We start from the raw sequence: 20,202 nt of genomic DNA on the forward strand, positions 1-20,202 counted from the left end.
GCTATTCAGAGATTTAAGGTAATATTCCCCCTCACTATTTCTACCTAAGACACCCCCTCAATGGCTCTTAAACCGACAATCTACAAGTTTCGTATCTCTCTAACCGATATGAATCGCGACTATTACGACTCTTTTAATCTAACGGTTGCACAACACCCTTCTGAAACAGAACAGCGTATGATGGCTCGAATCATGGCTTTCTGTATCAATGCATCACCTGAACTTGAATTCACTAAAGGGTTGTCTAGCATTGAAGAGCCAGATTTATGGCAGAAGTCGTTAGATGACCAAATCCTAGACTGGATTGATGTGGGCGAACCTGATCCTGAGCGCGTGAAAAAAGCGACTCGCTTATCTAAATCTGTACGCATATTCAGCTTCAACACCAAGTCGAACGTGTGGTGGGAACAAAACAAAGGCAAGTTCGGTTATCTGAAAGCTCAAATTGTCCGTTTGGATAATGCTGGTATCGAACAACTCTCTGAAATGACGCAGCGCACTATGGATCTTTCTGTAATGCTATCGGGTAACTCTGCTTTCGTTAACAGCGACACGCAATCTGCAGAAGTCACTTGGGAAGAGCTACAGAGTAATGACTGAGATCCAAACTCAGACTGAATCTCAGCGCCAAACTAAGCTCGAAGCTTGTTTGCAGCTCGCTGGTCTCGATTCAGTGAAAGCGCTGACGGCTGGCTATGAAAAAGAGTTAAAGTCATTTACTGACGAAAACCACGCTCTTTTCAAACACGCGAGTGAGAATAAGCCTGACAACTCAGAGCGACAAACCTTACTTGGGCTGTTAACAAAAGTGCATATCGATGTGAGCTACCGCTTTGAAAGTAATAAAGAAGCCAGCGAGGCGATGCAAAGCGTTTTCGATAGTACGGTAGGCAGTGAACATGGCGACAAATTTCAGAACTCCAATGCTCAGCAATTGAAGTTAGTGACGCATTTATGGTTGTTCATTCAAGGGCGACTAGGAATGGATTACAGCCTAGCCAATGATCATGCTGCAGCGACCGCAACATTGCTGTCTCGCCTTTCGAGAAGTACTGATGACGAGATTCGAGTCGAGTTCATGGGCAGCTTTTATGATGGCTTGAACCTCTATCAAGCCGAGAACAAACCATCAGGCTTTGTTCATCGTTTTAAGCGTTTGTTTAATCTAACTTAGACACTCCCACCAGCTGCTGACTCTAGATACGCTCTATATTTTTTATAGAGCGTACTTATTCTGCTTAGCCGCCAGAGATTCCCTATTACGCTCGTTCCTCACTTTAGGGAATGACAAAAGTTAACGAGTATCTCATTCTGCAAGATCAGCAGCGTTTGCCTCTAAAAGGCTGTCGATAGAATACACACCGAACCCTCACTCTCGTATTTTACCTCACACGCCGCCATCCTCGAGAAGGAGGAACGACTGAGTCGGGTTCTCGTATCAAGTCAGAAAGCACACAGATAAACAGACTCCCTACTCCGCTCATTCTTCACTCTAGGGAATGACGAAATTCGCAGTTATTGTAGTCAACTTAATTACAAGTACAAAAAAGCCTCGCAGAAAGCGAGGCTTAGAATATTTATTTTTAACGAACATCAATTTACAGAGGCTAAATCGCGTTCATCAAATAACGAAACGTATTAACGCAGACCGTGTAAGAACTCGTGGCGCGTTGCTGGGTTTGATCTGAAAATACCGCCCAGAGCTGTCGTTGTCGTTTCGCTAGTTGCGTCCATCACACCGCGTGATTTCACACAGTAGTGAACAGCATCCATAGTTACAGCAACATCATCCGTTTCTAGTAGCGTTTGTAATGCAACAAGAATTTGCTGCGTCATGCGTTCTTGAACTTGAGGACGTTGAGCAAAGAAACGAACGATACGATTGATCTTCGAAAGACCAATAATCTTGCCTTGAGGGATATAAGCTACGGCCGTTTTACCATCAATAGTCACTAAATGGTGCTCACAGGTACTGGTCACGGTAATGTCTTTTACACGAACCATTTCGCGAACACCCATCTTGTTTTCAATTACGGTGATTTTAGGAAAATTGGCGTAATCCAAACCAGAGAAAATCTCATCCACATACATTTTAGCAATACGCTGTGGTGTTTCTTCCAGACTGTCGTCCGCAAGATCAAGTTCAAGGAGAGTGAGAATCTCACGCATATGATGTTCGATTCGTTCCTTTTTCTCTTCTCGGCTCACCTGATTAGGACGCATTGGTGTCTCTAATCCACGGCTTGCTAGCGCATCTTTAACCAACTTCGCTGATTCGCTAAGACCTGGCATTGAACTTCCTCTTCTATTACCCCTTTTGGATGGCAAACAAGGATACTCGGAATTTTGAAGAAATACACCCATATTTTAAGGGAGGTCATTATTTACGGGGCTTAAACTATGCTAAAGTGACTTCAATTTCGTCGGCGAGTTTTAATAAGCTCAGAAAGGCCGAGCACCTAAATCAAAATAATAACGATCAAGGATTTCAATTATGGGCTGTTGCGACGCTCCGGGCTTAATGCCAATTGAAGAAGCACTAGATAAGCTGCTATCACCAATCAAACCAATCCAAACGACTTTATCTCTGCCTCTTGCTGAAGCATTAGGTTATGTCCTTGCTGAAGATATTCTTTCCCCTATTTTCGTACCTCCTTTTGATAACTCAGCAATGGACGGCTATGCACTGCGCTTAGCAAACCTAGAGAACGGTAATGTACTACCATTAGCAGGCAAATCTTTTGCAGGCCAACCGTTCGAAGGTGAATGGCCAAGCAATACCTGTATTCGCATTATGACTGGCGCAAAGATCCCTGAAGGTTGTGACGCCGTCATCATGCAAGAAAATACGGCCGAAACTGAGGCTGGTATTGAGATTCAACAAGACAACATAAAGCTGAACAATAACATTCGCCCTACTGGTGACGACATCAAACAAGGCGATATCGTTCTTAGTCGCGGTGAGCGTTTAACACCTCGTGACATTCCAATGATTGCTTCATTGGGTGTGAGCCACGTGACAGTGTTACATAAGCCTAAAGTCGCTTTCTTCTCTACTGGCGATGAACTAAAACCATTAGGCCAACCGCTTGAAGACGGTCAGATCTACGACAGTAACCGTTACGGTATTAAACCATTAATCGAAGCCTTTGGTTGTGAAGCTATCGACTTGGGTATCATCCCAGATTGTCCTGCGACGCTTAAAGAAACCTTCGAAAAAGCACAGCAAATAGCAGACGTGGTTGTGACTTCTGGTGGCGTGAGTGTTGGTGAGGCGGATTACACCAAAGATATTTTGGAAGAGCTTGGCCAAATCGGCTTCTGGAAACTGGCAATCAAACCGGGCAAACCGTTCGCATTCGGCGAATTGGATAACGCGTGGTTCTGTGGCCTACCGGGTAACCCTGTATCAGCGGTGATGACCATGTATGTTTTAGTTCAGCCAATGTTGGCTAAACTTGCAGGTCACACAGCATGGACAGCACCAGAATCGATTCCTGCTATTACTAAGTCTGCATTCAAAAAAGGTCCAGGCCGTACTGATTACCAACGTGGCATCTACTCGATTGAAAACGGTCAGTTTGTGGTAGAAACAACTGGCAACCAAAGCTCTGGTGCTTTCCGCTCGATGAGCTTGGCAAACTGCTTTGTGGTACTAGAACGTGAACGTGGCCGTGTTGAAGTAGGCGAAACGGTTCAGATCCAACTGTTTAACTCGACGCTTTACTAACGAGGCTTGCTGATGGAAATACTGTCCGATGCTGAGATGCTTCGCTACAACCGTCAAATCATTCTTAAACAGTTTGATTTTGAAGGCCAAGAAGCGCTGAAACAGAGCTCAATCTTGGTGCTGGGTGCCGGCGGTTTGGGTTGTGCCTCTGCTCAATACCTGGCGACTGCCGGTATTGGTAAGCTCACGCTGATCGACGATGATGTTGTTGAGCTTTCAAACCTGCAGCGACAGGTGCTTCACACCGATGCTGACATTGGTAAGAAGAAGGTCGACTCAGCCGCAGAATCATTGCAGATGTTAAACCCACACCTAAAAGTTGAGACCGTCGATCATAGACTTGATGACCAAGCGCTTGGAAAGTTGGTTGAAGCACACTCGCTTGTTCTTGACGCCAGCGACAACGTAGAAACGCGCAATCAATTGAACCGTTTATGTTACGCATCAAAAACACCACTTGTTTCTGGTGCTGCAATTCGTATGGAAGGTCAGATTAGCGTATTCACTTATCAAGATGACAACGCACCCTGCTACCAGTGTTTGAGCGCTCTATTCGGCAATGCTGCTCTAAGCTGTGTTGAAGCCGGCGTTATGGCGCCTGTTGTCGGTATGGTGGGCGCAGCTCAAGCTTTAGAAGCGATCAAGGTGATTGCAAAATTCGGGCAACCAAAACAAGGCAAACTCTTGATTCTCGATGCCATGTCACACAGCTGGCGTGAGATGAATTTAATGAAAATGCCTAATTGTTTGGTGTGTGGGTAGACTAACTCATATCCACTCTTATCGAAAACCTAAGCCTTGACTAAAAATCAGGGCTTTTTTGTAACTCAAAATAGGAATCCTAGATTGCCCTGTCAATTTGAAATAGCACATGAGATTTAGGTTTCATTTGAATTCTCATTTTGAGAAACCAAAAACAATAGAAATAAAGTAACATAAAATCAGCAAGTTAAAAATGGCATATAACTTGATTAAGTATCTATAACTTCCATCACAAGGATGTAGATATGAGAACTACAACGTTAAGTTTGCTATTGAGTGCACCCCTATTCGCCAACGCCGCACCATTCGACACTTGCCCGAGTCAGGCTTACCTCTTTCAGTCTAAACCCGTCGAGGTTTGGGGTGTAAACCTAGTGACAGGTTCAACCACCCTGTTAGAAGACGACACGGGTATGAATGCCAACATCAACGGCGTCGGTTTCGATTTCGAAGACAGATATATTTATGGTTATGACACCACCAACAAACGCTTGGTGCGTCTTGGCAAAGACTTCCAAGCAGAAATTATCAATACCAGTGGCTTACCAACCGATCACACCTTTTATGTAGGTGACGTATATGGCCACGTTTACTACTTATACCGCACGGGCAAAGGGCTATTCACCGTTGACCTATCTCCTTTAGATGCTGATCCAAATGCGACCGTCACTGTAAATAAGATTGCAAACAGCCCCGCAACTGTAAAACTCACCGATTTTGCTTTTCACCCAAGTGATGGCTCTTTATATGGTATAGATAATGACTCCGGAGGCTTATACAGCTTCAATCCTAAAACTGGTACCGAAACCTACATCGGTGACACAGGAGAAACAGGAACATTCGGAGCTGGCTATTTCGATGTAAACGGCTACTACTATGTGTCACGAAACCAAGACGGTAAGATCTACCGCATCAACTTATCACCAGAAAACGCTGCCAACATAGCCGCTGGGATTGTTCCTGCGGTTGAGTTTGTATCGAATGGTCCAGCGTCTGGACAGAACGATGGTGCTCGTTGTGCAAATGCCCCAGTTGTAGATGAAGATTCCAGCATCGATTTCGGCGATGCGCCAGACAGCTACCTAACTCTACTCGCAAGTAACGGCCCAAGACATGAGCTTGATGGCAACACATGGTTAGGAACAACACCTCCAGATGCTGATTTGGATGGTTATGTCACACCACAATCTGATGAAAGTGTCGGCATTGATGACGAGTGGGCAAACGGTGGTATCGGTTTTGTTACCGCACTTGAAGCCGGACTCGATTCAAAAGTGGTGATTGAAGCTTCAACAACCGGTTATCTTTCAGCTTGGATTGACTGGAACCAAGATGGCAGTTTTGATGGCGCTAATGAGCAAGTATTTACCGATTACCAACTGGATGCAGGTGAGAACGACTTGTTCCTTAACGTCGACATCAACGCACTTACTGGTACTACTTGGGCTCGCTTTAGATTCAGCCAACAAACCAATCTAAGCTACTTTGGTGGTTCTACATCCGGTGAGGTCGTTGATATTCAAGTGGATGTGCTTAACGACGGAGCCACAGCCCGCTACTTCCCTAGTGCTTCTGGCTACGCCACTCTGGCCTATGAAGATAACTGGCCTTATAAAGCTGATTACGACATGAATGATGCTGTAATTATGTACCGCATTACAGAGATACTTAAAGACGGAAAAGTAGTGAAATCCACCATCGACGGACGTCTAGCAGCCGTAGGTGCTTCATATAGAAATGGATTCGCCGTTCGACTTCCGAATCTAGATCCGAGCTTAGTGAGCAGCGGAAGCTCTTACATGAAGCACAATGGCATCTTTACGGACCTAGATATGGAAGTAGGACGCAGTGAAGCTATATTTATTGCGGCTGAGGACTTAACTTCAAAAACAGATACGTCGTGTAATTTCTACCGAACCAGTAACTCGTGTAAAGACAGCGAACAATTCTCGTTCCAAATCGGTATTACCTTAGCTGGTGACGGTGTGAGTACTGACAATTGGACAGACATGCCTTACGACCCGTTCATCTTTGCAACACCAGGTTACTATCACGGCGAAAATCTACCTCTGCATCCAGGACGCAGCTGGGAAGTTCACCTACCAGACCAAGCTCCAACCGAGGCATTTGATACCACGAATCTCTTTGAGGCTGGATTAGGCGTCGATGACAGTAATCCATCAACCGGCAAATATTTCAAAACCGCAGAAAATCACCCTTGGGCGCTGATAGTAACTTCGGACGATGAATGGGAATGGCCTTTAGAGTACGTAGATATTGTTACCGCTTACCCAGAGTTCAAACAATACGCAGAATCAGGCGGAGCTACGAACCAGACATGGTATCTATCACCTACAGACAACCAACGCTACCAACCATAAGGAGAGATGTTATGACTATTTACACAAAACAGTTTCAAGAAAATCATTACGTTGACTCAAGTCGTAACCTTTCTGAGGAAGAACATATGTCCGGGCAAAGTACTTGGAACATCAAGAAATCACTAGTCACTATTTTAGTGGTAACTCCACTGGCATTAGTGGGTTGTGGAGGTGGGGGCGGTGGGGGCGGTACATCTACTCCATCGCAATCCAGTCCGTCGACCCCAGAAACACCTTCTACTGTGCTAACAGCAAACCCTTCTCCAACTCCCGTGACAAGTACAGTCGCAGCGCAAAGCTATACAATGGGTGATCTAATAGTGCCTGACGGGTTTGACTACAGCTCTGTCGAACAGTTTGAGCTCGATATCGACATCAGTAATATCTCGACAGATCGTTCTTTCGTGACCGTTTACAGCCGTTTTGGCACAAGAGACGATTCAACCTTGAAGCCGGATTACTCCAGTAAAGTGATTGCAGGCCCATTACACAATGGCATGTTCGCCTCCAACTTTTCAGCACCGGTAAACCATGAAGCTCTCTTGATAGAGATTTGGTTTTACGATGGTCAGCCGCCATTACAACAAGTGGTATCAAGCAGTGATTCTCAGATCGTCTGGTAATCGGTCGAAACAGTTTGGTCGTCAACAGATACAAAACGGATTCTGTATCGATAGAAAGTGAGCATACGTGCTCACTTTTTCGTTTCGTCGAATAACAGGTAATTCAGCTTTCTCAGCTGGTTCCATTCACTTTACCGCCAATCTCACTTATATTTTAAATATAACCTTCAAAGACTTACTCTCATGACTCAATTAAAAATAGGCCTATTAATCTTACTATGTGGTGTGGGCTTATTGTTGGCCCTCACCTATTTCCCGATGACATCTGAAACAGGTCAACGCATTCAAGCAAAAGTAATTTCGAACACACTCACTCAATCCCTAGATGGCCACAGGCGCTACCTCACTCTTCAAAGTCAAGGCAACGAAATATTTCGCGTTTCAATTCCACCAACGACAGACTGCCCTATTGATTCTGTGGTCGTGCTTGATACATTAAGCAATCAAATAACCGGACAAAATAGCTACCAGTTCGCCCATTGCCTTACTGCACCGTAGTACTGGCTATAGCAGTAATAGCTATCACAACAAAAAATGGACATAACAAGAATGAATCAGCCACTGATCTCACCAGAACAACTTCAACAACGTTTGCTAGAAAATCATTCGCTAAAAAGCGACCTAGTCATCCTCGACGCCAGTATCGAGTTTCAAATTCCAAGCGAATCAGAAAAGATCAAAGGACAGATGATTCCTGGGGCTATTCGTTTTGACTACGACAAAGACTTCTGCAACAAACACACTCTACTTCCTCATATGTTCCCGACCGAGAAACACTTCAATAAACGGGCACAAGAAATTGGTATCAATCAAAACAGCACCATCGTGGTTTACGATAATTCAGGTACCTTAGCCTCTCCTCGTGCATGGTGGATGTTTATGGCGATGGGACACAACAACGTATACATCTTAGACGGCGGTTTGCCAGCATGGATAGAAGCCGGTTACGCTACAGACACTGACTATAGAACCGAAATCCAAGCCGGGAATTTTGAAGGAAGTAGTCAAGATAACTATTTTGTAAATGCTCAGCAGATTGAGAGTTACTCAACTAGCAAGAGCGCAAACATTCTAGATGCGCGCTCTCAAGCGCGTTTCGATTCAGAAGTACCTGAACCACGTGAAGGTTTGCGCAGTGGTCATATTCCAAACTCAATTTGCCTACCGTTTGCACAGGTACTCGATAACGGCAAGCTAAAACCCCAGAGTGAGCTTGTTGATATCTTTTCAACGTTAGAATTAACCCCTTCTCAACCCATGTTCTTTAGCTGTGGCTCTGGAGTAACAGCCTGCATCATTTTATTAGCGGCGAAACTTGCTGGCTATTCAGGTGAAATGGGAGTTTACGACGGCTCGTGGACTGAATGGGGTGCCAATGAACAACTGCCGATGGCCGTCACTCATAAGTAATTCGTTTTGCTCAATGCCATTGATAGCATATACTACGCATGCATAAGAGCTTACAGATAATAAGGACTCCTTACAAAGTAAGCTCTTTATGGCTGAGATATCTCATCTTAGTTTGAAACTAGCACAATCTAAAAACGGTTGATTCGAAAGCGTGGTTGTTTGATAAGTAAAAACTGTGATCAGCTCTAGGTTAATCGTTATCGTTATTTTTGTAGTTAATATTTCGCTCAAGAATCTCAGCTTGTAGTCGTTACACTATTTAATCCTTGATACTTTATTCATCGATTTGTTACACGCACAACGCTGACAACCTAATAGTTTGTCACTTGCAATCAGTTAAAAGAAGTAACTAACAAAAGGCACCCTATGGCTCTATTTAAGAAAAACATCTGGTCGCTGTACGCTCTGATCGTACTGCTTACCCTGATGCTTTTCGCTGGGCTGGGCGTCACTAAATGGCAGTCAAACAGAAATGACTTCACAGAGCAGCAGCATATTCAAGTTGAGCTATTTTCAAGCTCTGTCAGCTCACTATTAACCAGTCAAGAAGCCTTATTGGAAGTAGTTGGGCACCAGTTAGCCCAGCAGTCTGACTTTACACGGACGGCTTCGATTCAAATTCGACCTATTCTAGATAAATTACTTGATACACACCCTGCTATTGCTGCATTTGGCTTACTCAATACTCAAGGTGATTACCTTTCAATTAGCTCAAATCTTCAACTATCTGACCAGAAAAATCTGCTCCAGTACAAAGAAACAAGATCTTCATTTTTGGACGCTATGGCGAGCGAGAAAATGGTGTTGGGTCGTACTTACTTTCAAGAATCTTTAAACAGCCTCATTATCCCAATGAGGAAGTCTATTTCAATCGATGGCAAAAATATTGCTGCGGTTATGACTGCTGGCTTACGTTTGGACAGCACAATAGTTTTTGAAAACAATGCGCACGCCGGTAGCTACAACACATTAACGTTACTTCGACTCGACAACTACCGACAGTTTTTTTCCAGCGATATCGAATCACTCGATGCCTACTCAGATCCCGTTGGGCAGGATGTAATGAAACGCATCTCTAAGAGTTTTAATGAGCAAATTGGCATAAGCATCAAAGACGCTGCAACAGGAAAAAACACCTATTCTTTTGTCATCAGTGACGAGAAGTACCACGCTTTGTTAAGCGCTAAATACATCCCAGATTACAAACTTTGGGTCGTTGGTCGTACTGAGCTCTCTTATGTCGATAACATCTTTATCAATGAGTTCGGTATTCTTCTCATTATCTTTATCTTTCTACAGCTAGGTTTCTACTTTTTGGTTAAATCAATCGCCAAGAACGAGCAACGAACCCGAAGCCAACTCATTTACCAAGCTAATCACGACCCATTAACGTCCCTACCCAATCGCTTATACATGCGAAGAAACATTCATAATTGGGTAAAAAATGAGTCAGAGCAATTCTCTCTACTATTTATCGACATCGATAATTTTAAATGCGTTAACGATACTCACGGACACGATTTCGGTGACAAAGTACTCAAACAGATTGCATTGCGTTTAATGAGATTCCGCTCACGCTTGAGCTTAGTGGTACGGGAATCCAGTGATGAGTTTTTGTTCTTAACGCCATTAACCAACGAACCCGAGATTAAACGGCTCGCAGAAAGAATTATTGATGTGCTATCTCAACCTTATGAAGTTGAAAATTCGCAGTTTTTGTTAGGCTGTAGCATTGGTATCGCTCGTTTCCCTGAACACGGGAAAGATTTAGATAGCTTGCTCCGTTCTGCCGACATTTCAATGTACAAAGCAAAACAACAGCAAAACTCATACAGTATTTTTACGACAGAAATGCAAGATGCCCATATCTACAAAATGCGAGTGGAACAAAGACTACGCATTGCTATCGAAAAACAAACTCTATTTATGGTTTTTCAACCACTGGTCCGCACCGATAAGAGCATTCATGGCGTTGAAGCACTGGTGCGTTGGATTGATGACGAGCTTGGATTTGTTCCGCCCGATGTCTTTGTACCCATAGCTGAAAGTACTGGCTTAATGCAAAAATTGGGCGCTTTCATCATTGAATCGAGCGTCATGCAAATCGCTCATCTACATAGAACGACTGAACAAAACATTGGATTGTCGATTAATATATCGGTTCGCCAGTTTTCTCATAAGTCGTTCTCTGAACACTTACTCGCTACGTTAGAAAAATATCAATTTTCTGCTCATTGCCTAACATTAGAGATTACCGAAAGCCTATTCATTGAGGACGTAACCTTAGTGAAACCTATTTTCCAAGCCTTGAAAGAGAAGGATATAAAAATATCTCTCGATGACTTCGGTACCGGCTACTCCTCATTAAGTATGCTGAAAGTTCTCCCTATTAATGAGCTTAAAATTGATAAGAGTTTCATTGAGAACATCGCTATAGACCAACAGTCGCTCACGATGGTGCAAAACATCATTGCGATAGGCAAAAACTTTGGCATGGTGGTATTGGCAGAAGGCGTAGAGTCCAACGAACACTTCTCTATTCTAAAGGCGTGTGGGTGCGATTTAATGCAAGGCTATTACTTCTCACGACCTATTCCTTACGATCAACTATGTCAGTTTTTAGCCACCACTCTAACTGAGGAAACGGATCTAACCGTGTCTCTATCTTAGTTTTGATTATTTGGTATAAATAGTCGCATATTACTGATACTAAAATCTGATCAACACCAACAGTTTTGGACACTGAGTTAAGTGAGTACAATCACTACTGATTTGAACCATGACGAGCAAGAAGAAACATATTATCCATTCTCCTGAATAAATGTCGCTTAGGTAAAATATCCATTTTGACTGGAGCAGAGCATTCGTAAGAACAACAAGGGATAGGACAATAAAGTATATCTCCTTTGTCTTCTCTTTAGTTTTTATCAATCAGTTCAACATGCTTCATTTGCTCATCCAAGTTAAGTACCGTTAAAGCATTACTTACACTAGTTGCAATCACATCTACCACACCAGTTCTTAGTGCGCCTAATAGAGCGAGAGGTTTACTGTTCTCAGCTGCAATAGCAATAACTTCAGCAATTGGGCGAAATTCTTCCAAGGCCAAACCAATCACACGGTCACTCATTACTGTATTGGCAGCTTTGCCGTGTACATCGAAAAAGTCGTAACCCGCAAAGTCACCGACGACACCTTGTAACAACCTCGATTGAACGACTTCACCAGGTGTAAACCAACCTAAATCGACCATATAGCTGTTTTCACTCATATCACCAATACCCACTAATGCGACATCGGCTTTACGAGCTAGATCGAGTGTTTGCTTAACGGTGCTGTTCTCCATAAACGCGGTTTTTTGTGCTTTATTCTCTGCATAAGCGGGGGCGTATAAGGTTTCTGATGAACCGCCGTACTTCTTAGCCAACTGTCTGCATATATGGTCGGCGTTAAACATACCACCTCTCGGGTGAATACCGCCGATGCCACATACAAACTTACAGTCACGTGGCGTGATAACACCAGTATGGTGAGCAACCGACGATACGTTTCGGCCTTGGCCAACCGTCACCACCATGCCATTTTTCAATGTGCTGGTAAGATAATTAGACACCAAGCCTGCTACTTGAAGACGTTGTTGTTCTTCATTCGGCTGGTCTAACGCAACCAGAGCACGCTTCACACCAAAACGTTCAATCAAACGCTGTTCTATCTTGGCACTGAATACTGGGTGATATTTCACGGTTATCTCAACAATACCTTCATCTCTGGCTTGTTTGAGCATTCGACCAACCTTTGCACGAGAAATAGAGAACTTTTTGGAAATCTCTTCTTGAGTCGCGCCATCTTGATAATAAGCGACCGCGACTTCAGTGAGGAGATCAGTGTTTTCTTCGGAAACATCTTGGATATTCTTACTCATATACCACTCAACCAATATTTAACAATTATTTTACCTGCTTGGAGGACTAATGTTCGATGCTTAAGCATGTGATACACAAGTTTACACCCTGATCATATGTAACAACAAGGAACATTTGTTCAGGGTGTTAACCAGGTTTTTAACGGTGACAAATTAACGCCATATTAGCTGTTAAACGTTTGCTTATAGTCCCCATGATTACTAGAGCGAAATATATTTGACTAAAGTCACCATACAGCACTATTTACCGTTGACTTTGGGGCTAGAACGGATAAATATGGCTACATCATTTACTCATCGAGCGATCAAATGTTCTGTGCAAATGTTCGTTCGGAGAAAAATTTAAATTAATGTAAGTTCGGCTCACTGGTACAACCATTGAGCGCTTCATTAGTTAGCTTGCAAATGCCCGCACCTCTCCCGTTAAAGGGGTGTTATGCGATACATAGGATGATCAAAATGAGCAATAAATTAGAGCAACTTCGTAAACTAACAACTGTTGTAGCTGACACTGGCGATATCGAAGCTATCAGTAAGTACACTCCAGAAGACGCGACAACTAACCCATCTCTAATTCTTAAAGCTGCTCAAATTGCTGAGTATGCACCTCTAATCGATGCTTCTATCGAATACGCTAAAGCGCAAAGCGATGACAAAGCACAGCAAGTTCAAGACACTTGCGACATGCTTAACGTAAACATCGGTAAAGAAATCCTTAAAGTTGTACCTGGCCGTATTTCTACAGAAGTAGATGCTCGTCTTTCTTACGACATGGAAGGCAGCGTTGCTAAAGCTCGTCAACTTATCAAAATGTACAACGACGCTGGCATCACTAACGACCGTATCCTTATCAAACTGGCTTCTACTTGGGAAGGTATCCGTGCTGCTGAAATCCTAGAGAAAGAAGGCATCAACTGTAACCTAACGCTTCTATTCTCTTTCGCTCAAGCTCGTGCTTGTGCTGAAGCTGGCGTATTCCTAATCTCTCCTTTCGTTGGTCGCATCATGGACTGGTATAAAGCGAAAGAAGGTCGTGATTTCGAAGCTTCAGAAGATCCAGGTGTAATCTCTGTTTCAGACATCTACAACTACTACAAAGACCACGGTTACAAGACTGTTGTTATGGGCGCAAGCTTCCGTAACATCGGCGAGATCCTTGAACTTGCAGGCTGTGATCGTCTGACGATCGCTCCTCAACTTCTAGCAGACCTAGAAGCAGCAGAAGGCGAAGTAGTAGAGAAGCTAATCGACTCTAACGGTACTAAAGAGCGCCCTGCAGCGATGACTCACGCTGAGTTCCTATGGGATCACAACCAAGACCCAATGGCTGTTGAGAAGCTAGCTGAAGGCATCCGCAACTTCGCAGTTGACCAAGGCAAACTAGAAGACATGATTGCAGCTAAGCTGTAATCACTCTTACCAAATTCAAATAGGGGAACGTTCAGTTCCCCTACTTTTATCAATTTTGTTTTTCTTAATTTTTATTCGGAAGTTCTTATGAATCGCAAACATCTAGCTAACGCTATTCGTGCTCTAAGCATGGACGGCGTACAACAAGCAAACTCTGGTCACCCAGGCGCTCCTATGGGCATGGCTGACATCGCTGAAGTACTTTGGCGCTCTCACCTAAACCACAACCCAGCAAACCCAGAGTGGGCTGACCGCGACCGTTTTATCCTGTCTAACGGCCACGGCTCAATGCTGATTTACTCTCTGCTTCACCTAGCAGGTTACGAGCTTTCAATTGAAGATCTTAAGAACTTCCGTCAACTGCACTCTAAGACTCCAGGTCACCCAGAGTACGGCTACGCACCAGGTATCGAGACGACTACTGGCCCTCTAGGTCAAGGCATCACTAACGCTGTTGGTATGGCGATGGCTGAGAAAGCACTTGCGGCACAGTTCAACAAAGAAGGCCACGACATCGTAGACCACTACACTTATGCATTCATGGGTGATGGCTGTCTGATGGAAGGTATCTCTCACGAAGCATGTTCTCTAGCAGGTACGCTAGGTCTTGGTAAGTTGGTTGCTTTCTGGGATGACAACGGTATCTCTATCGATGGCGAAGTTGAAGGTTGGTTCTCTGACGATACACCTAAGCGTTTCGAAGCTTACGGCTGGCACGTAATCCCAGCCGTTGATGGCCACGATGCTGACGCTATCAACGCGGCTATCGAAGCAGCTAAAGCAGACCCTCGTCCAACTCTAATCTGTACTAAAACAGTGATTGGCTTTGGTTCTCCAAACAAAGCAGGTACGCACGACTGTCACGGTGCACCATTAGGCGCTGATGAAATCGCAGCAACTCGTAAGCAACTAGGTTGGGAGCACGGTCCTTTTGAAATTCCGTCGGAAGTTTACTCAGAGTGGGATGCGAAAGAAGCAGGCGCAGCTAAGGAAGCAGCGTGGAACGAGAAACTTGCAGCTTATGAAGCAGCATACCCTGAGTTGGCAGCTGAATTCAAACGCCGCGTAAACGGTGACCTTCCTGCTGAATGGGAAGAGAAAGCATCAGCAATCATCGCCGATCTTCAAGCTAACCCAGCAAACATCGCATCACGTAAAGCATCTCAAAATGCTCTAGAAGCGTTCGGTGCTATGCTACCTGAATTCATGGGCGGCTCTGCTGACCTTGCGCCTTCTAACCTGACTATGTGGTCTGGTTCTAAGTCTCTTGAAGCAAATGACTTCTCTGGTAACTACATCCACTACGGTGTACGTGAATTCGGTATGACGGCTATCATGAACGGTATCGCTCTGCATGGTGGTTTCGTACCCTACGGCGCAACGTTCCTAATGTTTATGGAATACGCGCGTAACGCAATGCGTATGGCTGCTCTGATGAAAACTCAGAACATCCAAGTTTACACTCATGACTCTATCGGTCTTGGCGAAGATGGTCCTACTCACCAACCGGTTGAGCAAATCGCTTCTCTACGTCTGACTCCAAACATGAGCACATGGCGTCCATGTGACCAAGTTGAGTCTGCTGTTGCTTGGAAACTGGCAATTGAGCGTAAAGATGGCCCTTCTGCACTTATCTTCTCTCGTCAAAACCTTGCACAGCAAGATCGTGACGCTGAGCAAGTGGCAAACATCGCTAAGGGTGGTTACATCCTGAAAGATTGCGAAGGCAAACCAGAGCTTATCCTGATCGCGACTGGTTCTGAAGTTGAGCTTGCTGTTGAAGCAGCAGCACAACTAACAGCTGAAGGTAAAGCAGTACGCGTAGTCTCTATGCCTGCAACTGACGCATTCGACAAGCAAGACGCTGAATACCGCGAGTCTGTACTTCCATCTGACGTAACTGCACGTATCGCTGTAGAAGCTGGCATCGCTGACTTCTGGTACAAGTACGTTGGTTTCGGTGGCAAGATCATCGGTATGACAACGTTCGGCGAATCTGCACCAGCAGGCGAGCTATTCAAGATGTTCGGTTTCACTACTGAAAACGTAGTAAACACAGCAAAAGAGCTTCTAGCTTAGTCTTGATTAAATTGTCTCACCCTTAAATGGGTTGATGCATACAGAAAGCCCCGCATGAAAATGCGGGGCTTTTTTGTATCAGTTGCCTGTTAGTCTTTGATTGTTAACAGTTCCTTTAGCTCACAAAAAAGCCCTGCTAATTTCGCAAGGCTTTCTCTTATTTCTTACTCGGCGTAAATCTAACCGCTATTTCTCTTCGAAACGCTTCGCCAATTGATAGAATTCATTCACTTGCTCTTTGAGTTCTTTCGAATGATCTTTGACTGAATGTGTCGCCACTAGGTTTTGCTCGGCGGTTGACGCGATAGACTGCATATGAAGGTTTACGTCACTAGATAGCTGACGTTGCTTATGTGCGGAACTTTCAACCGACTGCATTAACTCGTTCATCGATTGCATCAGGTTCTCAACTTCTGACAAGCGCTCTGCACTTACCTTTGCTACATCGCCACACGCATCCGTTTGTTCTCGGTTAGCCAAAATATCTTTCTGCCAACCTTCAATCGTCGCTAACATGGTATCAATGCTCTCTTTGATTTGAACCGTCGCCTTAGAAGTGCGACCCGATAACGCACGCACTTCATCAGCAACCACCGCAAAACCACGTCCTTGCTCGCCTGCTCTAGCCGCTTCGATCGCAGCGTTCAGTGCCAACAAGTTGGTTTGCTCGGCGATTCCGCCTATCTCTTCCATTATCTTGCTGACGCTTTGAGCTTGGTCGCTCAGTTGGTAAGTTGTTTGGGTGGCCTTCTCTGCCTGTGAAGCTAAGCTTTCTAAATTTTGATGAGTTTGATTAATGCTTTCTTTAGCACCCGCACAGGTTTGCAAAGTCACATCAACAATCTGATGCGCTTCTTCTGTACGAGAAGAGACCTCATTCGCCGTGACTTCAACTTCTTCAGTTGCTTCACGCACTTGTAAAATATCTTCCGTTTGTTGATCTAACGCTTCTGACACTTCAAATGAAGTCGTATTGAGATTATCAGCTAAGTCTTGCAATGGCTTCGCTGAATCCGTCATACGACCTAACACCGTTCTGATTCGCGCAGACAACAGCTTCAAATGGAAGTCGGCGATTGAATACTTACTATTACCTGAATAAACAAGACGACTGACACTATCAAACTTAGACTGAAGCTTCTTTAACTGTAACGGTGTATCAATGAGTTCTTGTCGGAAAAGCAGAGCCAATGCAGAAACAGGAAGCAAACTAAGAAACCATTGCGACATTTGCCCAACTTCGACTAGATTTGATACGAGAGGCGCAGCCAACGATCCCAATAACACGGCATAACGAACACTATCCCTGATCTGTAATGACCATTGGCGGCCAGACTTCTCAGCCTTCAATAAGCCTTGGTAGGCCTTATCTGCAATCTGCACCCACTCATTCTTAGGTTTAACACGAACAGACTGATAGCCACTCACCTTTCCATTATCGTAAATTGGCGTGACATAAGCATCGACCCAATAAAAGCCACCGGACTTCGTTTTGTTCTTTACGATTCCACGCCACGCTTTACCTTGTTTTAGGTTGATCCACATATCGGCAAATGCAGCTTTGGGCATATCACCATGCCTGACAACATTGTGGTTTTGTCCTAGGAGTTCTTGTTGGCTATATTCTGCTATACGACAAAAAGCATCATTACTGTAAGTAATCACACCTTTAAGATCGGTAGTTGAGACGAGTTGTTCGTTTTCGCTTAGAAGCGTTTCACGTGATTGAGAAAATGAGCTGACAGTCATTATATTAACTTTTGTTAATTATTATTTTAGGCGAGGAATATATACAATTATTAAAGTTATGACAAAATGTGAATATCACATTTTGCGTAAATGCCTGCTATTTATACAGATTTAAGCTAGATACTTCACAGAGTTCGAACTCACCCTACAAATTTAAAAAGCCAAATCACTCATCTAAATTGACAGCTGTACTGAATTTCACCGTTCTCATAGAAACAGACGTGTGAAACTTACGAATATTTAAATCTTTGCGCAATACACGCTCAACAAAATCTTCATAGGCTTGTATGTCTTTGACCGTCACAATCAACATGAAGTCAAAGCTGCCTGATATCTGATAACACTGCGTGACCTCTTCTGCCTTTGAAATAGAATGGCGAAAGATCTGGTAAATGTCCCCTCGGTCACGCTCCATTTCCACGGACACAACCAAAGTAATCTTACTGCCGGTCAGTTCTGGGTTGATGATAGACACATCACCAACTATAACGCCCTCTTCTCTCAGCCGTTTCACTCGCTTTAAGCAAGCAGGCGGTGACAATCCGACCAGTTCAGCCAATGTGAGGTTTGGAATTCGGTTGTTCTTCTGCAGTTCAACGAGAATATTCCTATCTATACGATCAATTACCATAATTTCTTAAACCAAGAATTTTTTGACTTATAATTTTTAATATTACGATAATTAAAAAATCCATAGCAACTTTAAAGTTCAATTTAGAAATTTTAATCACATCAATCACGGTAAGATCTTTTCATACTAAACAATCGAACTATGGTCGTAACGATGAAATCAACCTATCAATTTTTTAAAGAACTCCTTAAAGAGATTATCGATGTCACCTCGACTCTTTTCCGAATCATGATTCCAATTATCATCGTGATAAAGGTCATTGAAGAGCTCGGCGGCATCGTGATTCTTAGCGAATGGCTTAGCCCAATAATGGAAAGCGTCGGCTTACCAAAAGAGATGGGATTGGTATGGGCAACCACCATACTCACCAACATCTATGCGGGGCTCATTATTCTCATTAACTCAGATATTCCTCTCACTGTTGCTCAGGCTTCTGTATTAGGCAGCATGATGCTCCTCGCCCATTCACTGCCAATCGAAGGTGCGATAGCCAAAAAAGCAGGCGTCAGTTGGTTGGCGACGTTATCAGTCAGAGTCGGCGGCAGTTTGGTATTAGCATGGTTATTGAATCTCAGCTATCAATATGGCGACTTACTCAACTACCCCGCGACAGTGCTTTGGCAACCGGAAGTATCAACGGATACAAGTTACCTCACCTGGGCCTTGGATCAGCTTAAGAGTTTTGCGGTTATCTTCATGGTAATCTCAGCACTATTACTGCTACTCAAAATTTTAAAGCTTGTCGGAATTGAAAAACTGATGGCTGTAATGTTGAGACCATTCTTAAGACTGTTAGGGATCAGCAAAGACGCAACCAACCTAACGATTATCGGAATCACGCTTGGGCTTTCGTTTGGCGGTGGCTTATTGATCAACGAAGCCAAGAAAGGACATATCTCAGCTAGAGACGTGTTCACCGCGCTCATGCTGCTCAACTTGCTCCACAGTTTGATTGAAGATACGTTGTTGATCCTGCTCATTGGGGCTGACTTCTACACCATATTTTGGGGAAGATTAGTATTCTCAGTGCTTGTCGTTGCTTTGATCTCAAATGTCATCAAGCGCATTAACCCCAAAGTGTGTGAACGGTACTTCTATCGCGATGTCTCTCAATCATAGGTATTGTCACCAAATGACTAACTAGAATACAAACGAAAGAGCCTAACTCGGCTCTTTTTACTACTTATTCGTTTATTCCAAAAAACTCTGTTGTTGCACGCTTTCCATCTAAAAATAATTTAACGACTAAAGTTACATTCATCTCTTATAATTTAATTCACTTCTAGATTTCCAAATGCACGAAAATAATTAAACAGTGATTATGACAAACCTCATATTTATTACCTTCTAGAGTAATAACGTTCATTTCAATGAATAGTACTAATAACCAAACTATCACCTATTTATTCATTAACTTTCATTAAATAACTGACAGAAGAATAATTAACCCATCTTATTTGATATTAACTCTTAATGTTGAAATCGGAACGAATAATTGTTTGTAA

Annotated in this window: 16 protein-coding genes; 12 read left to right on the forward strand and 4 right to left on the reverse strand. The window is 43.6% G+C overall.

The window, feature by feature from the left end:
• The first annotated feature begins 60 nt into the window (after positions 1-60).
• Entirely contained in the window at positions 61-600 is a 540-nt protein-coding gene (locus ACFI6G_RS08830) for a YaeQ family protein (protein ID WP_289887841.1), read from the forward strand.
• The gene (locus tag ACFI6G_RS08835; protein ID WP_289887843.1) at positions 593-1,174 is read left to right on the forward strand and encodes a hypothetical protein; all 582 of its coding nucleotides are present in this window, start codon (positions 593-595) and stop codon (positions 1,172-1,174) included. The genes ACFI6G_RS08830 and ACFI6G_RS08835 overlap by 8 nt, the downstream gene beginning before the upstream one ends.
• 464 nt (positions 1,175-1,638) lie before the next feature.
• On the opposite strand, the gene folE is transcribed toward ACFI6G_RS08835, so the two are convergent.
• Positions 1,639-2,292 (reverse strand): GTP cyclohydrolase I FolE, encoded by a 654-nt coding sequence (gene folE, locus ACFI6G_RS08840; RefSeq protein ID WP_010430425.1) that lies wholly within the window; start codon positions 2,290-2,292, stop codon positions 1,639-1,641.
• A gap of 202 nt (positions 2,293-2,494) precedes the next feature.
• On the opposite strand from folE, the gene moeA reads away from it, so the two are divergent.
• The 7 genes from moeA to ACFI6G_RS08875 all read left to right on the forward strand — a co-directional run bounded on the left by moeA (position 2,495) and on the right by ACFI6G_RS08875 (position 11,576).
• The gene (gene moeA, locus ACFI6G_RS08845) at positions 2,495-3,730 is read left to right on the forward strand and encodes a molybdopterin molybdotransferase MoeA (RefSeq protein ID WP_280574515.1); all 1,236 of its coding nucleotides are present in this window, start codon (positions 2,495-2,497) and stop codon (positions 3,728-3,730) included.
• 12 nt (positions 3,731-3,742) lie between these two features.
• The gene (gene moeB / locus ACFI6G_RS08850) at positions 3,743-4,492 is read left to right on the forward strand and encodes a molybdopterin-synthase adenylyltransferase MoeB (RefSeq protein ID WP_010430430.1); all 750 of its coding nucleotides are present in this window, start codon (positions 3,743-3,745) and stop codon (positions 4,490-4,492) included.
• 245 nt (positions 4,493-4,737) lie between these two features.
• On the forward strand, positions 4,738-6,873 hold the full coding sequence (locus ACFI6G_RS08855) for an LruC domain-containing protein (RefSeq protein WP_010430431.1): 2,136 nt from the start codon (positions 4,738-4,740) through the stop codon (positions 6,871-6,873).
• 11 nt (positions 6,874-6,884) lie between these two features.
• Complete coding sequence (locus ACFI6G_RS08860; RefSeq protein ID WP_462710244.1) at positions 6,885-7,496, forward strand: hypothetical protein; 612 nt, start codon at positions 6,885-6,887, stop codon at positions 7,494-7,496.
• Positions 7,497-7,679: 183 nt separating this feature from the next.
• On the forward strand, positions 7,680-7,994 hold the full coding sequence (locus tag ACFI6G_RS08865) for a hypothetical protein (RefSeq protein WP_010430437.1): 315 nt from the start codon (positions 7,680-7,682) through the stop codon (positions 7,992-7,994).
• A 51-nt stretch (positions 7,995-8,045) separates the two neighbouring features.
• Positions 8,046-8,906 (forward strand): sulfurtransferase, encoded by an 861-nt coding sequence (locus tag ACFI6G_RS08870; RefSeq protein ID WP_010430439.1) that lies wholly within the window; start codon positions 8,046-8,048, stop codon positions 8,904-8,906.
• A gap of 366 nt (positions 8,907-9,272) precedes the next feature.
• Positions 9,273-11,576 carry a putative bifunctional diguanylate cyclase/phosphodiesterase gene (locus tag ACFI6G_RS08875; protein ID WP_010430441.1) on the forward strand — a complete coding sequence of 768 codons (2,304 nt, stop codon included), beginning with the start codon at positions 9,273-9,275 and terminating at the stop codon, positions 11,574-11,576.
• Positions 11,577-11,823: 247 nt separating this feature from the next.
• Here the strand turns inward: ACFI6G_RS08875 and ACFI6G_RS08880 are convergent, their stop codons facing one another.
• On the reverse strand, positions 11,824-12,828 hold the full coding sequence (locus ACFI6G_RS08880; RefSeq protein WP_010430443.1) for a sugar-binding transcriptional regulator: 1,005 nt from the start codon (positions 12,826-12,828) through the stop codon (positions 11,824-11,826).
• Positions 12,829-13,287: 459 nt separating this feature from the next.
• Here ACFI6G_RS08880 and tal point away from each other — a divergent pair, with 459 nt between their 5' ends.
• Positions 13,288-14,238, forward strand: a complete 951-nt coding sequence (gene tal / locus ACFI6G_RS08885; protein ID WP_010430444.1) for a transaldolase — start codon at positions 13,288-13,290, stop codon at positions 14,236-14,238.
• Between the two features lie 87 nt (positions 14,239-14,325).
• Positions 14,326-16,317 carry a transketolase gene (tkt, locus tag ACFI6G_RS08890; RefSeq protein WP_010430445.1) on the forward strand — a complete coding sequence of 664 codons (1,992 nt, stop codon included), beginning with the start codon at positions 14,326-14,328 and terminating at the stop codon, positions 16,315-16,317.
• A gap of 186 nt (positions 16,318-16,503) precedes the next feature.
• Here the strand turns inward: tkt and ACFI6G_RS08895 are convergent, their stop codons facing one another.
• Positions 16,504-18,066 carry a methyl-accepting chemotaxis protein gene (locus ACFI6G_RS08895; protein WP_010430446.1) on the reverse strand — a complete coding sequence of 521 codons (1,563 nt, stop codon included), beginning with the start codon at positions 18,064-18,066 and terminating at the stop codon, positions 16,504-16,506.
• A gap of 166 nt (positions 18,067-18,232) precedes the next feature.
• On the reverse strand, positions 18,233-18,697 hold the full coding sequence (locus ACFI6G_RS08900) for an Lrp/AsnC family transcriptional regulator (protein ID WP_016768317.1): 465 nt from the start codon (positions 18,695-18,697) through the stop codon (positions 18,233-18,235).
• Between the two features lie 153 nt (positions 18,698-18,850).
• On the opposite strand from ACFI6G_RS08900, the gene ACFI6G_RS08905 reads away from it, so the two are divergent.
• Entirely contained in the window at positions 18,851-19,816 is a 966-nt protein-coding gene (locus ACFI6G_RS08905) for a hypothetical protein (protein WP_010430449.1), read from the forward strand.
• The last annotated feature ends 386 nt before the right edge of the window (positions 19,817-20,202 follow it).

The sequence above is a fragment of the Vibrio sp. PSi01 genome, from assembly GCF_054960695.1.

Coding starts and splice junctions, on each gene's coding strand:
- tkt (WP_010430445.1), top strand. CDS start 14,326: ATGAATCGCAAACATCTAGCTAACGCTATTCGTGCTCTAAGCATGGAC.
- ACFI6G_RS08830 (WP_289887841.1), top strand. CDS start 61: ATGGCTCTTAAACCGACAATCTACAAGTTTCGTATCTCTCTAACCGAT.
- ACFI6G_RS08865 (WP_010430437.1), top strand. CDS start 7,680: ATGACTCAATTAAAAATAGGCCTATTAATCTTACTATGTGGTGTGGGC.
- ACFI6G_RS08870 (WP_010430439.1), top strand. CDS start 8,046: ATGAATCAGCCACTGATCTCACCAGAACAACTTCAACAACGTTTGCTA.
- moeA (WP_280574515.1), top strand. CDS start 2,495: ATGGGCTGTTGCGACGCTCCGGGCTTAATGCCAATTGAAGAAGCACTA.
- ACFI6G_RS08900 (WP_016768317.1), bottom strand. CDS start 18,697: ATGGTAATTGATCGTATAGATAGGAATATTCTCGTTGAACTGCAGAAG.
- ACFI6G_RS08895 (WP_010430446.1), bottom strand. CDS start 18,066: ATGACTGTCAGCTCATTTTCTCAATCACGTGAAACGCTTCTAAGCGAA.
- tal (WP_010430444.1), top strand. CDS start 13,288: ATGAGCAATAAATTAGAGCAACTTCGTAAACTAACAACTGTTGTAGCT.
- ACFI6G_RS08880 (WP_010430443.1), bottom strand. CDS start 12,828: ATGAGTAAGAATATCCAAGATGTTTCCGAAGAAAACACTGATCTCCTC.
- moeB (WP_010430430.1), top strand. CDS start 3,743: ATGGAAATACTGTCCGATGCTGAGATGCTTCGCTACAACCGTCAAATC.
- ACFI6G_RS08875 (WP_010430441.1), top strand. CDS start 9,273: ATGGCTCTATTTAAGAAAAACATCTGGTCGCTGTACGCTCTGATCGTA.
- ACFI6G_RS08905 (WP_010430449.1), top strand. CDS start 18,851: ATGAAATCAACCTATCAATTTTTTAAAGAACTCCTTAAAGAGATTATC.
- ACFI6G_RS08860 (WP_462710244.1), top strand. CDS start 6,885: ATGACTATTTACACAAAACAGTTTCAAGAAAATCATTACGTTGACTCA.
- ACFI6G_RS08835 (WP_289887843.1), top strand. CDS start 593: ATGACTGAGATCCAAACTCAGACTGAATCTCAGCGCCAAACTAAGCTC.
- folE (WP_010430425.1), bottom strand. CDS start 2,292: ATGCCAGGTCTTAGCGAATCAGCGAAGTTGGTTAAAGATGCGCTAGCA.
- ACFI6G_RS08855 (WP_010430431.1), top strand. CDS start 4,738: ATGAGAACTACAACGTTAAGTTTGCTATTGAGTGCACCCCTATTCGCC.